Origin of the sequence: Hymenobacter fastidiosus, assembly GCF_039539565.1 — a bacterium.
Taxonomy (GTDB): Bacteria; Bacteroidota; Bacteroidia; order Cytophagales; family Hymenobacteraceae; genus Hymenobacter; species Hymenobacter fastidiosus.
Map to the genome: position 1 here is coordinate 39,049 of NZ_BAABDJ010000006.1, position 13,557 is coordinate 52,605.

At 59.6% G+C, this 13,557-nt stretch carries 9 protein-coding genes, 1 tRNA gene and 1 pseudogene; 2 read left to right on the forward strand and 9 right to left on the reverse strand.

Annotation, left to right across the window (positions count from 1 at the left end; all coding sequences use genetic code 11):
* Positions 1–14 precede the first annotated feature (14 nt).
* A complete protein-coding gene (locus tag ABD833_RS03715; RefSeq protein ID WP_345071064.1) occupies positions 15–614 on the reverse strand; it encodes a methyltransferase domain-containing protein in 600 nt (199 codons plus the stop codon).
* Positions 615–731: 117 nt separating this feature from the next.
* Here ABD833_RS03715 and ABD833_RS03720 point away from each other — a divergent pair, with 117 nt between their 5' ends.
* Positions 732–1,682, forward strand: coding sequence for a hypothetical protein (locus tag ABD833_RS03720; RefSeq protein WP_345071065.1), 951 nt, complete (start codon positions 732–734; stop codon positions 1,680–1,682).
* 160 nt (positions 1,683–1,842) lie between these two features.
* Here ABD833_RS03720 and cphA read toward each other — a convergent pair whose 3' ends face one another.
* The 3 genes and pseudogenes from cphA to rpsA all read right to left on the reverse strand — a co-directional run.
* Positions 1,843–4,494: a cyanophycin synthetase gene (gene cphA / locus ABD833_RS03725; RefSeq protein ID WP_345071066.1), complete on the reverse strand. Its 2,652-nt coding sequence runs from the start codon at positions 4,492–4,494 to the stop codon at positions 1,843–1,845.
* Positions 4,495–4,698: 204 nt separating this feature from the next.
* Positions 4,699–4,769 (reverse strand) — tRNA-Cys (locus tag ABD833_RS03730).
* Positions 4,770–5,476: 707 nt separating this feature from the next.
* Positions 5,477–7,291 (reverse strand): annotated as a pseudogene (gene rpsA / locus ABD833_RS03735) (30S ribosomal protein S1); the annotation flags it as partial.
* A gap of 460 nt (positions 7,292–7,751) precedes the next feature.
* Between rpsA and ABD833_RS03740 the strand changes: the two are divergent.
* Positions 7,752–8,621, forward strand: a complete 870-nt coding sequence (locus ABD833_RS03740) for an alpha/beta fold hydrolase (protein WP_345071067.1) — start codon at positions 7,752–7,754, stop codon at positions 8,619–8,621.
* Positions 8,622–8,708: 87 nt separating this feature from the next.
* Here the strand turns inward: ABD833_RS03740 and ABD833_RS03745 are convergent, their stop codons facing one another.
* From ABD833_RS03745 to tsaD, 5 genes are all read right to left on the reverse strand, one after another.
* The gene (locus ABD833_RS03745) at positions 8,709–9,773 is read right to left on the reverse strand and encodes a fatty acid desaturase family protein (protein WP_345071068.1); all 1,065 of its coding nucleotides are present in this window, start codon (positions 9,771–9,773) and stop codon (positions 8,709–8,711) included.
* Between the two features lie 147 nt (positions 9,774–9,920).
* Positions 9,921–10,415 carry an HNH endonuclease gene (locus ABD833_RS03750; protein ID WP_345071069.1) on the reverse strand — a complete coding sequence of 165 codons (495 nt, stop codon included), beginning with the start codon at positions 10,413–10,415 and terminating at the stop codon, positions 9,921–9,923.
* 290 nt (positions 10,416–10,705) lie between these two features.
* Positions 10,706–11,509, reverse strand: a complete 804-nt coding sequence (locus ABD833_RS03755) for a C40 family peptidase (protein WP_345071070.1) — start codon at positions 11,507–11,509, stop codon at positions 10,706–10,708.
* Positions 11,510–11,971: 462 nt separating this feature from the next.
* Complete coding sequence (smpB, locus tag ABD833_RS03760; RefSeq protein ID WP_345071071.1) at positions 11,972–12,445, reverse strand: SsrA-binding protein SmpB; 474 nt, start codon at positions 12,443–12,445, stop codon at positions 11,972–11,974.
* Between the two features lie 87 nt (positions 12,446–12,532).
* Positions 12,533–13,543 (reverse strand): tRNA (adenosine(37)-N6)-threonylcarbamoyltransferase complex transferase subunit TsaD, encoded by a 1,011-nt coding sequence (gene tsaD, locus ABD833_RS03765; RefSeq protein WP_345071072.1) that lies wholly within the window; start codon positions 13,541–13,543, stop codon positions 12,533–12,535.
* Positions 13,544–13,557: the final 14 nt, after the last annotated feature.

Consider the following 13,557-nt stretch of genomic DNA (forward strand, 5'->3'; position numbering starts at 1 on the left):
GCCGGAGCCCGGGGCTACTTCTTCTTCAGACAGATAAACAGCTCCCGACCCTGCCGGGGCTGGAGGGAATTGTAGGCCGTTTCGAAATGCCGGAAGTCAAAATACGGCGCAAAGTAGGCATGATACTCTTCCCGGCTGCCACCGAACGGCGGTTCCGTGACGGGTCCAAAATCAGTATCGAACAGCAGACCCATCAGCGTGCCACCGGGCCGGAGCAGGCTGGCGCAGTGCTGCGCGTAGGCTGGCCGCCGAGCTGGCGCCAGGGCGCAAAAAAATGTCTGCTCCACAATCAGATCGTAGGGGGGCTCGGCGGGCAGCCGGAAGAAGTCCTGCAGCAGCAGGTGCGCCGCCGGGAAGTCCGGCACTCGTTGCTGCAAAGCGGCCAGAGCCCCGGGCGCTACGTCGGCCACGAAAATATTTTCGTATCCTTGACGATGCAGATACTCCGCCTCGTAGGCCCGGCCCGCGCCCGGAATCAGAATGCGCCGGTTGTCGGAGGGGCCCAATTGGGCGAAATACTCCCGCAACGGCGGCGTTATCGCTCCCGCATCCCAGCCGGTGCGGCCGGTGGTGTAGCGCTCCTGCCAGTAGGCGGCGGCGAGCGGCGAATCCATTTCCATGCGGATGTAGTATTTATGGCTTAAACTTGCCAGGGTCGGCAATCCCTCTATTTTTGCCCAAAGGTAACTTCCCCTCCGGATTGTTCCGGCTTCATTTAACCCCTTCCCGCAATGGAACAAGATCAAAACCCCGAGCCCAAGACCAACAACAACCGCGTGCTGCTGATTGTGGCCCTGATCCTGGTTTTGCTCGGCATCAACGGCGTGCTGTTTTATATGAATCAGCAGAAAGGCAAGCAGAACGAGCAGCTGACCGCCGACCTGAAAGTGAAGGACACCAAGCTGGAAGAGCAAATCAAGCAGTATGAAACCCTGAAAGCCGATTTCGAGCGGCAGAGCCAGGAAGTGCAGGGCATGGGCCTGGCCAACGACTCGCTCGAAGCCCGGATTGCCTCTATCAACGCCGACCTGCTCAAGCTGCGCTCCTTCAAGGCAGGCAGCTTCTCGGTAGCCGAGCAGCGCCGCTTCCGTAACCGGGCGACGAATCTGGAAAGCCAGCTCCGCAAGAAAGACGAGGAAATTGCGCAGCTCAAGCAGGATAATGAAGCCCTCTACACCGAAACCACCACGCTGAAAGAGCGGCAGAACAAGCTCACGGATACCATCTCCACGGTGGTGCGGTCGAATCAGGAGCTATCGGAGAAGGTAACCATTGCCTCCCGCCTACAAACCGAGAATATCCGCGTGGGCGTTATCAACTCCCGCAACAAGGAGAAAGACGATGACGACAACGAGTTCAAGGCCAAGCGCGTGGAGAAGGTGAAAATCACCTTCAACCTGGCCCGCAACGATGTGTCGCCGAAGGAAACCAAGCAGGTCATGATGCGCCTGATTGAGCCCGACGGCGCGGCGCTCTACAACCTGAGCACCGGCGGCGGCACGTTCATGATTGATGGCTCCGAAGCCTTCTACACCGCCAAGCAGGACCTCGTGTACGACAACACGCGTCAGCCCGTGCAGTTCGTCTACGCCAAGGGGGCACCCTACAAAACTGGCCTCCACACCGTGGAAGTATACGAAGGCGGCGTGCTGATCGGCAAAACGACGTTCACGCTCAAATAAATCACTGATTCGCACTGATTAGATTGATTTCGCTGATTTTTTGTTCTGCTGAATCAACTTGCATCAAAAGACAAAGGCAAACAAAGAGCCCCGCCAAAATATGGCGGGGCTCTTTGTTTAATTGAGATAATCGCCAGGGCGAAAAATCAGCGAAATCAACCTAATCAACGTGAATCAGTGATTCGAACTCGTCCAGCTGCTTGTGGGTGGCGGTAATGTTCTCGGTGAAGATGACCACTACCGAGCCGTCCCGGGCCGTTTTGAGCACGTGGTCGATGGCTTCCGGCTCGTGCTCGATGTAGGTGATGGACAAATCGGGCTTGTCGAGGCGCAGGCCTTTTTCCATCAGGCTCTTGATTTCTTCGGCCGTTTTACCGCGCAGGTCGCGGTCCTGACGCAGAATCACCTCGTCGAAGATCTGACCGGCAATGCGGGCGAAGCCCAGCGTATCCTCGTCGCGCCGATCGCCCAGGCCCGATACGATACCGACCTTATGGGTTGCCGGCGTGGCGTTCAGGAACTCGGCGAATTTCTCGATGCCGGCCGTATTGTGGGCGTAGTCGACGATGACCTCAAACTTGGGAAACTTGTACACGTTCATGCGGCCCGGCGTTTTGGTAGCCGAGGGAATAAAGGTGCGCAGCGCGGTTTTGATGTCGTCCCGCTCGAATCCGGCCAGGTAGCCCGCCAGCGCCGCGGCCAGGCTGTTTTCAATGTTGAACCCGGCCCGGCCCCCGAAGGTAATCGGGAACTCGGCGGCCCGGTCGATGCGCAGCTTGTAGCTGTTGCGGTAAATGGTGATGTAGCCTTCCTCGTATACCGCGGCTACCCCCCCGGCTTCCACGTGGTCGAGGATGCGCGGGTTGTTTTCGTCCATGCTGAACAGGGCCACGCGGCATTGCAGGCCCTTCGTCATGGCGTACACCAGGTCGTCGTCGGCATTGAGTACGGCCCACCCGTTTTTGCGCACGGTGCGGGGCAGCACCCCCTTCACGGCGGCCATTTCCTCCACCGTGTGAATGTCGCGCATACCCAGGTGGTCGGCGGCCACGTTGGTTATCACGGCAATGTCGCAGGTGTGGAAGCCCAGCCCGGAGCGCAGCATACCCCCGCGGGCCGTTTCGAGGACCGCGAAATTTACGGTCGGGTCTTTCAGAACGAACTCCGCGCTGACGCCGCCGGTGCAGTCGCCTTTCTGCAGCTGCTTGTTCTGGATGTAGATGCCGTCGGTGGTTGTGAAGCCCACTTTGTAGCCCTTGGCGGCCACCATGTGCGCAATCAGGCGGGTAGTGGTGGTTTTGCCGTTGGTGCCCGTCACGGCGATGATCGGGATACGGGCCGTGACGCCGGGCGGGAACAGCATGTCCACCACCGGCGCGGCTACGTTGCGGGCCAGCCCAATGGTGGGCGAAATGTGCATCCGGAAGCCCGGCGCGGCATTCACCTCAATTACGGCCCCGCGCGACTCATTCAGCGGCACGGCAATATCGTTGGTCAGCAGATCGATACCGCAGATATCCAGCCCCACGATGCCGGCCACCCGCTCCGCGAGCAGCACGTTGTAGGGGTCCAGCAGGTCGGTTACGTCGGTAGCGGTGCCGCCGGTGCTGATGTTGGCCGTGCTCTTCAGGTACATGATTTCCCCGACCGGCAGCACGGATTTCAGCGTCAGGCCGGCGTCTTTCAGAATACCCAGCGTGTGCTTGTCGGCTTTGATACTGGTCAGCACTTTCTCGTGGCCCACGCCGCGGCGCGGATCCTGGTTAACTTCATCGATAAGCTGCTGAATCGTGTTCTTGCCGTTGCCCGTTACGGCGGCGGGGGTACGCTTGGCGGCCGCCACCAGCTTGCCGTTTACCACCAGCAGGCGGAAGTCGAAGCCCTCGATGAACTGCTCCACGATAACGGCCCGCGAGTACGCCTGCGCGGCTTTGAGGCCGGCCGCCGCGTCCTTCCAGTTCTTGATGTTGATGGTAGCGCCTTTGCCGTGGTTGCCGTCGAGCGGCTTGGTCACGATGGGGAAGCCCAGCTCCTCGATGGCGTCGCGCAGGCCGGCCTCCGAATACACCGTAGTGCCGTTGGGAACCGGTACGCCGCCATCCTTGAGCAGGGCCTTCGTGCGGTTCTTGTTGCCCGCAATTTCCACCCCGGCGTACGAGGTATGGGAAGTGGTGGTGGCCCAGATGCGCTTCTGGTTCACGCCGTAGCCGAGCAGAATGATGCTGCTGTTTTTGAGCTGGATGTAAGGAATATTGCGCGAAGCGGCTTCGGCCACGATGCTCCAGGTGCTGGGGCCGAAGAACTCGTCTTCCCGGATTTCGTGCAGCTCGGCAATGATGGGCTTGAGGTCCACCTTTTCCTTTTTGCACAGCGCCTCCACGATTTCTACCGCGGCTTCGGCGGCCACCCGGCCGGCGCGCTCTTCCTGATAGGCAAACACGACGAACTCCACGCCTTCTTCTTTGGCCGGATACGATTTGCCCCAGTACACGGGCATTCCGGCCAGGCGCTGCAGCTCCAGCGCCACGTGCTGAATCACGTGGCCCAGCGGCTCGCCGTCGGCCAGCTGCTCCTGGGTCAGCGGCGGATGCTTAACCGACTGTTTGGCGGACGTGTAGCCCGAATTAGCCGACGTATCGCCGGGCATGCCCAGACCGGGCAGGAGTTTGGTGAGGCGCCCCGCGAGGCCGGGCACGGCGTTGGACCATTTATCGGCAAAATCCCCGAGGTCCACCTTCATAACAATGAGCTTAAAGTGCTTTACGGACCAATAGCTTGGGCCGCGCATCGTGCGGAGGTCAATAATCTTCATACTGGGCTTGGGGGGTGGAGGGCGAGTTGTGGGCGGTTGTACGCGGAATTGAAATGTAGGGATAATGATTCAGGAAAACATCGTCAGCCCGACAGTTGGGCCATTTTTAGCGCCGCCCGGAGCCGTGGGGACTGAACGCAAAAAACCCGGTCGGGGCTAGTCGACCGGGTAACAGAGCTAATAGAAAACAGGAACTAGAAAAAGAGGTGACGGGCGGATTCGAACCGCCGTAGGAGGTTTTGCAGACCTCTACCTAGCCACTCGGTCACGTCACCGGGCTTTTGATTGGGTTGCAAAGCTAAGGCATTGAATTGCTTTTACCAAACCGCTACGCCGTTTTTCCTCGGCCAAGGCCCTAACCCATTGGGCAGCTGAAAGAAGAAATGAGAACCTCATGCTGAGCGCCGTCAAAGCCTCTCGCAGGCTGGCTCCTGATTACTACCTCACCCTCAGCCCGCGAGATGCTCCGCCAAGCCCGACAGAGCGGGCTGGGCTGGCAGCAATGGTCCGAAAAAAAGGCCCCGGATTGCTCCGGGGCCTTTTCACTTACGCCAAGCAGAAAACCCTAGGCTTTCTCTTCGTCCTTTTTGTCAGCGGCTTCGTCGCCGGCAATCAGGTCTTTGGCTTTGTCAGCCACGTCACCAGCAACTTCGGTCACCTTGGTAACCACGTCGCCAGCTACTTCTTTGGCCTTGGTGAAAGCCTCCGAGTGGGTAGCCGCGTCAACAGCGTCGCCGGCAACTTCCTTGGCCTTGTCGAAGGCGGCGGAAGCGGCACCGGTTACGGCCGCCAGGATACCACCTTCGGCGGGAGCCTCAGCAGCAGCAGGGACTTCAGCAGCCTCGGCGGCCGGAGCAGCTTCAGCAGCCGGAGCAGCTTCAACAGCGGGAGCTTCAACCGGAGCGGCAGCTTCAGCCGGGGCAGCCTTTTCGGCCTTCTCCGCCTTGGGAGCAGCCGGAGCCGCAAGCTTCTGCTCGCCAGCCTGACGCTCAGTACCCATCATCTTGTCGCGCAGAGCGGACAGCGCATCCAGGTCGCCGAGGGTCGACTTCTCACCCGTAGCGGGCTTCTTGAGGTCGCTCAGTTTGCCTTCACCCTGGGCAGCAGCGCCGCCAGCCGGCTTCTTCTTGGTGAACTTCGAGTTGCGGCTGTCTTCTTCCTGCTGCTGGTTAAATACAGCGGTGTGCGACAGCACAATGCGACGGTCATCCTTGGAGAACTCTACTACGCGGAAGTCCAGCTGCTCGCCGTTCTCGGCGTTTGAGCCGTCCTCTTTCACCAGCGACTTCGGATACGCGAAGCCTTCGATGCCGTACGGCAATTCGAGCACCGCGCCACGGTCGTTCTTCTCCGTAATCGTAGCCTTGTGCACCGAGCCGGGGGTGAATACCGTCTGGAACGTATCCCAGGGGTTTTCCTCCAGCTGCTTATGACCCAGGGCCAGACGACGGTTGGTTACGTCCAGCTCCAGTACTACCACGTCCAGACGGTCGCCCACCTTCACCATTTCGGAGGGGTGCTTGATCTTCTTGGTCCACGACAGGTCCGAAACGTGCACGAGGCCGTCTACGCCTTCTTCCAGCTCGACGAACAGGCCGAAGTTGGTCAGGTTACGCACCAGACCGTTGTGCTTGGTGCTCACGGCGTACTTGGTGCCGAAGTCGCCACGGGTCCACGGATCTTCGCTGAGCTGCTTGATACCCAGGCTCATCTTGCGGTCTTCGCGGTCGAGGGTCAGGATCTGCGCCTCTACTACGTCGCCCTGCTTGATGAAGTCCTGCGGGTTGCGCAGGTGCTGGCTCCAGCTCATTTCTGAAACGTGGATCAGGCCTTCTACGCCCGGTACGATTTCCATGAAGGCGCCATAGTCGGCTACGTTCACGATCCGGCCTTTCACTTTAGTGCCTATGCCCATTTCGGCGGGCAGCGAATCCCACGGATGCGGGGTCAGCTGCTTCAGGCCCAAGGAGATACGCTTCTTGGCTTCGTCGAAGTCGAGAACGACAACGTTGAGTTTCTGATCTAATTGCAGCACTTCGCTCGGGTGCGCAATACGGCCCCACGAGATGTCGGTGATGTGCAACAGACCATCTACGCCACCAAGGTCGATGAACACGCCGAAGTTGGTCATGTTCTTGATAACGCCCTCGAGGATCTGGCCTTTCTCCAGGTTGTTGAGGATCGCCTCACGCTGCTTCTCGAGGTCTTTCTCGATCAGGACTTTGTGCGAAACTACCACGTTGTCGAAAGCGGCGTTGATTTTCACCACCTTCACTTCCATGCGCCGGCCGACATAAATGTCGAAGTCACGGATGGGCTTCACGTCAATCTGCGAGCCGGGCAGGAAGGCTTCTACGCCGTCCAGGTCCATGATCAGACCACCTTTGGTCCGACGCTTTACCACGCCTTCGAGAATGGTATCATTCTCCAGCGCATCGTAAATCGACTTCCAGGCCTGCTTGATCTTTGCCTTCTTGCGGGACAAAATCAGCTGACCGTTCGAGTCTTCCTGATCTTCGATGAATACCTCTACCTGGTCGCCGATCTTCAGATCGACCAGGTCGCGGAATTCGGACAGGGGCACGAGACCGTCGGACTTGAAGCCGATGTTCAGGATAACGTCGCGGTCGGTGATACCTACGACGGTACCTTTTACCACTTCTTCTTCCTGGACCGTCGTCAGCGTGTCGCCGTACATCTGCTCCATCTCGGCGCGCTGCTCGGGGGTATAGCTACCGCCAAACTGCGAGGCTCCGAGGTTGTCCCAATCGAAGTTATCTGCTACTTCTACTGCCATAATACGTGTTGGCCCTTCTGTACACGTCCGGCGCAGGGCCCCCAACCGGAACGCGTTATGAGTAAGTTCCTGAAGCTCAGCCCCAGACCCCGCCACCCTGGCGGGGCGGCAAAGATACAGAGCCGGGAGCAGGAATCCGATAAGTAAAACGGCTGAACCGCATTCCTTTGAAGCTCTTCCCGGGAACGGGCCCTGCCATACGGGCTGTCACCCCGTTAGTACCAGCAGTACCAACGCAGCCTTTGGGTTTGCGGGAGCAGCAGTTTACTAATGTTCAAAATTTTGGCCTATGGGTACCATTTCAGCTTCCGATTCGCCCCGTTCAACGCCCCACCCCGCCGGTTAACCTATTCGGCGTCTATCGTCGGGGGGGCTTGCTGGTTCAGCGCTGGTAACTCCGCGTAGCGGGAAACAGTATGGGTTGGCATATCCGAATCATCACCACCAAACACCCTCCCTCATGAGCTACCTCAACGCCGGCCAGGATACCAATGGCCAGGACATCAAGCTGCACTATACCGACCAGGGCCAGGGCAACCCTATCGTGCTGATTCATGGCTGGCCTGCCACCTACGAAATGTGGGAGTACCAGCTGGCCGAGCTGCCCAAGCACGGCAACCGCGTAATCGCCTACACCCGCCGGGGCTTCGGCAACTCGACCAAAACCTGGGACGGCCACAACTACGACACGCTGGCCGACGACCTGAAGGCCGTACTCGACGAGCTGGACCTGCAAAACGTGACGCTCGTGGGCTTCTCGATGGGCGGCGGCGAAGTGGCCCGCTACATGAGCCGGCACGGCGGCGCCCGGGTGGCCCGGGTAGCTTTCGTATCAGCCGTAACGCCATTTCTGCTGCAAACCGACGACAACCCCGACGGAGCACCCAAGGAAGTGTTTGACGGGATGGTAGAGGGGATCCGCAAGGACCGGTTCGATTTCCTGGCTACGTTCGGCAAGAAGTTTTTCGGCGTGGGCACTATCAGCCACCCCGTCAGCGACGCTACGCTGAGCTGGATGCAGGCGATGTGCCAGCTGGCCTCGCCCCGCGCTACCGAGCAGGATGTGTACGCCTTTGCCACTACCGACTTCCGGCAGGATCTGAAGCGCCTTAAAGTGCCTACGCTGGTTATTCACGGCAGCAAGGACGAAACCGTACCGGCCAAAGTAAGCGGGGAGCGAATGACGCAGTACGTGCCCCACGCCGAGTTTATAGAGTACGACGGCGCCCCGCACGGCCTGTTCATAACGGAGAAAGACCGGCTGAACCAGGATCTGCTGGCCTTCGTGGGCTCGACCGTTACCATGCCCTCCAGGCAGTCGACGGATTAACCGGTAAAGCCGCTTAACCTGAAAGGGCCCGGTTCCGAAGCAATGCTTCAGAGCCGGGCCCTTTCGTATGGAACCTACGTACCGTAGTTACGCCCGGCCCATCTGGCGCAGGAAGGCAACGTGGGAAGCTACGGCGTAGCGCATCTTGGGGTATTCGTTGTAAGTAACGCCGAACTCCTCGCAGGCCTGGCGGATAATTTTGCTGATGGCCGGATAATGAACGTGGGAGATGGTGGGGAACAAGTGGTGCTCCACCTGGAAGTTCAGCCCGCCCACCAGCCAGCTGATGACGCGGTTGTTGGTGGCGAAGTTGGCCGTGGTCTTGATCTGGTGAATGGCCCACTCGTCTTCCAGCTTACCCGTGATTTCGTCGGGCATGGGGAAGGCCGCGTGCTCTACGGTATGCGCCAGCTGGAACACCAGGCTGAGGGTGAACCCGGCTACCGAGGCGAACAGCACGAAGCCCACCAGCCAGCTCACGAAGCCCACGGTGTAGATGGGCAGGACCACAAACAGGAACAGGTGCAGGACTTTGAAGCCCCAGAACACGGACTGGTCCGTAGCCGTCATTTTCTTGATCGGCATCGAGCCGACTTTGCCTTTGAAATACTTCTGGTAATCCATGAAGAAAATCCAGGCGATGTAGAGCAGGCCGTAGAGAAACCAGAAGTAGAGGTGCTGAAAGCGGTGCAGCTTGTGGCGCGGCTGGGTGCTGCTCATGCGCATCCAGGGCTGCACGTCGATGTCGTCGTCGACGCCATCGAGGTTGGTGTACATGTGGTGAATGAGGTTGTGCTTCACGTTCCACATAAAGCTGTTGCCGCCCATCACGTTCAGGGTGAAGGAAGCAAACTGGTTCACCCAGCGGCGCTTGCTGAAGCTGCCGTGGGCCCCGTCGTGCATCACATTGAAGCCAATGGCCGCACCGACCAACCCCAGCACGAGGCATTCCACCAACCCTAACCAGACCGGCGGGGTGAAAAATACCAGATGCACGTACAGAAACACGAAAGCGCCCGTCAGCACCAGGGCCTTCACGAACAGGCTGGCATTACCGGTGGTCGATGTTTTGGTTTCCTCGAAGTAGGTATTGATTCTACGCTTGAGCTCGGCGTGAAACGAGCGGGAAGCCGCAAACTTAGGAACTGCCATGGATGGGGATTGGATGGAATTTGCAAAGATATTCCATCCAACCTCAATTCGCGGCAGTTAGTTTAAGCCGGTTTTGCGGTCGAGTTGTTTTTCCGCCCCGGGGCCCACAAAAAAACCGGCCGCGCGGCGGTCGGCTTGGGCGGCTCATCAGTTCAGATAGGCGTGCCAGTGGTGGTCGAGGGTACCGGCGCTGAGCTTGAGGAACCCGGCCAGGGTGGGCTTTTTGGGTTTCTGCCGCACGTGCAGCCCGGCTTCGTCGGGGGTGCGGTGGCCTTTGGCGTGGTTGCAGCGCGAGCAGGCCGTGAGCAGGTTCGTCCAGCTGGAGTCGCCGCCGCGCGAGCGGGGCAGCACGTGGTCGAGGGTCAGGTTTTTGGTCGAGCCGCAGTACTGGCACTCGAAATGGTCCCGCTTCATAATGTTGTGGCGGCTCAGGGCAATGCCTTTGTAGGGCACGCGCACGTAGCGCTGCAAGCGGATGATGCTAGGCTTGGGATAAGTATGAGAGATGGTCCGCAGCGTGCCGTGGTCTGAGTTAGCTATCATCTCGGCTTTGTCGAGATAGAGCAGCACAAAGGCCTTCTGCACGCTGCACAACGTGATGGCAGTATAGTCGCCATTCAGCACTAGCACTTTTTGGTCCATACGCGCGGGAGTCGAATCATCGGGTACAGCGAAAGCTAGATGATTCTAAGCGTATTAACAACAGCGTAGTGGTTTCAGTTGCCGGTTGCCTGTTGCCTGTTGCCAGTTGTGTGTTGCCAGTTGCGTGTTGCCGGTTGCGTGTTGCCGGTTGCGTGTTGCCGGTTGCGTGTTGCCGGTTGCGTGTTGCCGGTTGCGTGTTGCCGGTTGCCGGCTATCAGTGTTCGTTGAACGAACTGGCAACTGGCAACACGCAACTGGCAACTGATAACACGCAACTGGCAACTGATAACTCAATCCGCCAGGATGCGCTTGATGAGGCGGAGCTTGTGGGAGTACTTCTGGCGCTGCCGGTGGTAGATGCCGTTGTGGTCGAGCGGGTCGATGCGCACCTCGCCGCTGGCGTGCAGAATCTGCTGGTCGTCGAGCATGATGCCGACGTGGACAATGACGCCGTCGGCGTTGTCGAAAAAGGCCAGGTCGCCGGGCCGGGTCTGGGATACGAAATGCACCGTCTGGCCGTGGTCGATCTGCTGGCGGGCATCGCGGGGCAGCGGCACCCCAATCAGCCCATAAAGCTGCTGCATCAGCCCCGAGCAGTCGAGCCCGAACAGGGACTTGCCGCCCCACACGTACGGCGACTTCAGATACACCTGTCCCATTTTCTGCACCAGCGCCAGGCGCTTGTCGACCGGGCCACCGGGGCCGTGGCCGTTGAGGGGATTGGTAGCGGCCCCGTTGTAAAACAGCTGCTGGCTGCCCAGGCGCAGCGTCATGCCATCAAAAAACGGCAGGCGGCTGCCCAGCGTGACCGGAATGCGGGTATGCGCGTCGCTGACCATCTGCACCACGTCGAGGCTGCGCGGGTGGTCCTGCGCATTCCAGGCCGTGAAATACTCCGCCGTCACGGACATGTGCTGCTTGAAGTCGATCCAGCCCAGGTAGTGGTCGGCGGCCAGGCGGATCTGGTGCCAGTTGCCCTGGGTGAGCAGAACGGTGTAGCACTCGCCAAAAATCAGCTGGGTAACCAGCTCGGCCTTATCCGTGGGCTCGGCGCGTACCGGCACGGCGCTCAACGCGCAGATTCCATATTCCACAATCGCTGATTAAGGCTGATTTCTTTGATTTCGCTGATGCTAACGGGCTCAACGGCGGGGCAGGCCGCCACATTGCGCACGAAGCTCCGGATAACTATCGGCTTCTCAAAAAAACAGTTGTGCTTAAAGCACTCTACTCCACCCCGCAGAAAGCCAATCGGCCAATAGCCAATATGGATCCGATGAAGCTGTTTAGTATTCGATTTTTTGTCGATTGTCATCCTCATCTGGCGTCCGCTTGCGAAGGAACTTCCTCTTTCAGCACTCCAAAACTCCTTTCAACGCACAACATCCTTCTCTACGCCACGGGGAAGGATGTTGTGCGTTGAACTAAGCTTGACAGGATATTCGAGGAAGGTCCTTCGCAAGCGGACGCCAGATGAGGATGACAGACTGCTTGACTTCCTAAACAGCTTCGATGTCAGAATCAGAGCAATCAAAAAAATCAGCGGCAATCAGCGATTAGTGTTCCCGCGCCCGGTCCATCTCGCGCTTCTGGTCTTTGGCCTTGATGTCGTCGCGCTTGTCGTAGAGCTTTTTGCCCTTGGCCAGCGCAATTTCCAGCTTGGCGAAGCCCCGGTCGTTCACGAACAGGCGGATGGGCACGATGGTCACGCCCTGCTCCACGGCCTTGCCGGCCAGCTGGCGCATTTCCTTCTTGGTGAGCAGCAGCTTCCGCTCGCGCTTGGCTTCGTGGTTGTTATAAGTCCCCAGCGAATACTGCGAGATGCTCAGGTTGTGCACCCACAAGCTGCCGTCGGCGTGAAACGCGCAGAAGCCGTCCTGCATGTTCACGTTGCCCTCGCGGATACTTTTGATTTCGGTGCCTTGCAGCATCATGCCCGCGTCGTACTTGGCCAGGAAGCTGTATTCGTAGCTGGCGCGGCGGTTCAGGATGTTAACGCGCTTGGGGGTATCGTCTTTTTGTTTGGCCATGGGAGGAGGTCGCGGCGGCCGGAGCCGCCGCGGGTAATGGGAGAGTAGCGTAAGTACGGAAATTCGCCGAAGCCGACGGGATTCCGCCTACTTCAGCTTCAGCCGGGGGTCGGGGCTGACGAGCTGGTTGGCAAAGTCCCCCGCTTCGTACTGGAAATGAGCCGTCATGGCGACCATGCCGGCGTTGTCGGTGCAAAACTCGAAGTCGGGAATGAAGATTTCCCAGCCTTTTTCGGCGCCGAGCTTCGTCAGCGCCTCGCGCAGGCCCGAGTTGGCCGCCACGCCGCCGGCTAAAGCCAGCTGGGTCAGGCCGTGGTCCTGGGCCGCGCGGGTCAGCTGACGCAGCAGGGTGAGGATAATGGTGTGCTGGATGCCGGCGCACAGGTCGGCCCGGTTTTCCGGGATGAAGTCCGGGTTGCGGGCCGTCTGCTGGCGCAGGAAGTACATCACCGCGGTTTTCAGGCCGCTGAAGGAGAAGTCGTAGCCGGCCATGGCCCCTACCGGAAACGGGAAGCGCGTGGGGTTGCCCAGCCGGGCCTGCTTGTCGAGGTGGGGGCCGCCGGGATAGGGCAGCCCGAGCAGCTTGGCCGTTTTGTCGAAGGCCTCCCCTGCCGCGTCGTCAATGGTCTGGCCGATAACCTCCATTTCCAAAGCGCTGCGCACAATCACCAGCTGGGTGTGGCCGCCGCTGACGGTGAGGCACAGAAACGGAAACGCCGGCCGCGGGGCCCGGATGAAGTGCGCCAGAATGTGGGCCCGCATGTGGTTTACGGCAATCAGCGGCTTGTTCAGGGCCAGGGCGAAGGTTTTGGCAAACATGCTGCCCACCAGCAGCGACCCCAGCAGGCCCGGCCCCTGGGTGAAGGCCACGGCGTCGAGGGCGGATTTATCTACCTTTGCCCGGCGCAGCGCCTCCTGCACCACCGGAATCAGGTGCTGCTGGTGGGCGCGGGAGGCCAGCTCCGGCACCACGCCGCCGTATTGCTCGTGTACTTGCTGCGTGGCCACCACGTTAGCGAGGATTTCGCCACCCGCCATCACGGCGGCGGCGGTATCATCGCACGAAGATTCGATGGCCAGGATAACGGGGGAAAGCATTGCGGTAAGGTCAG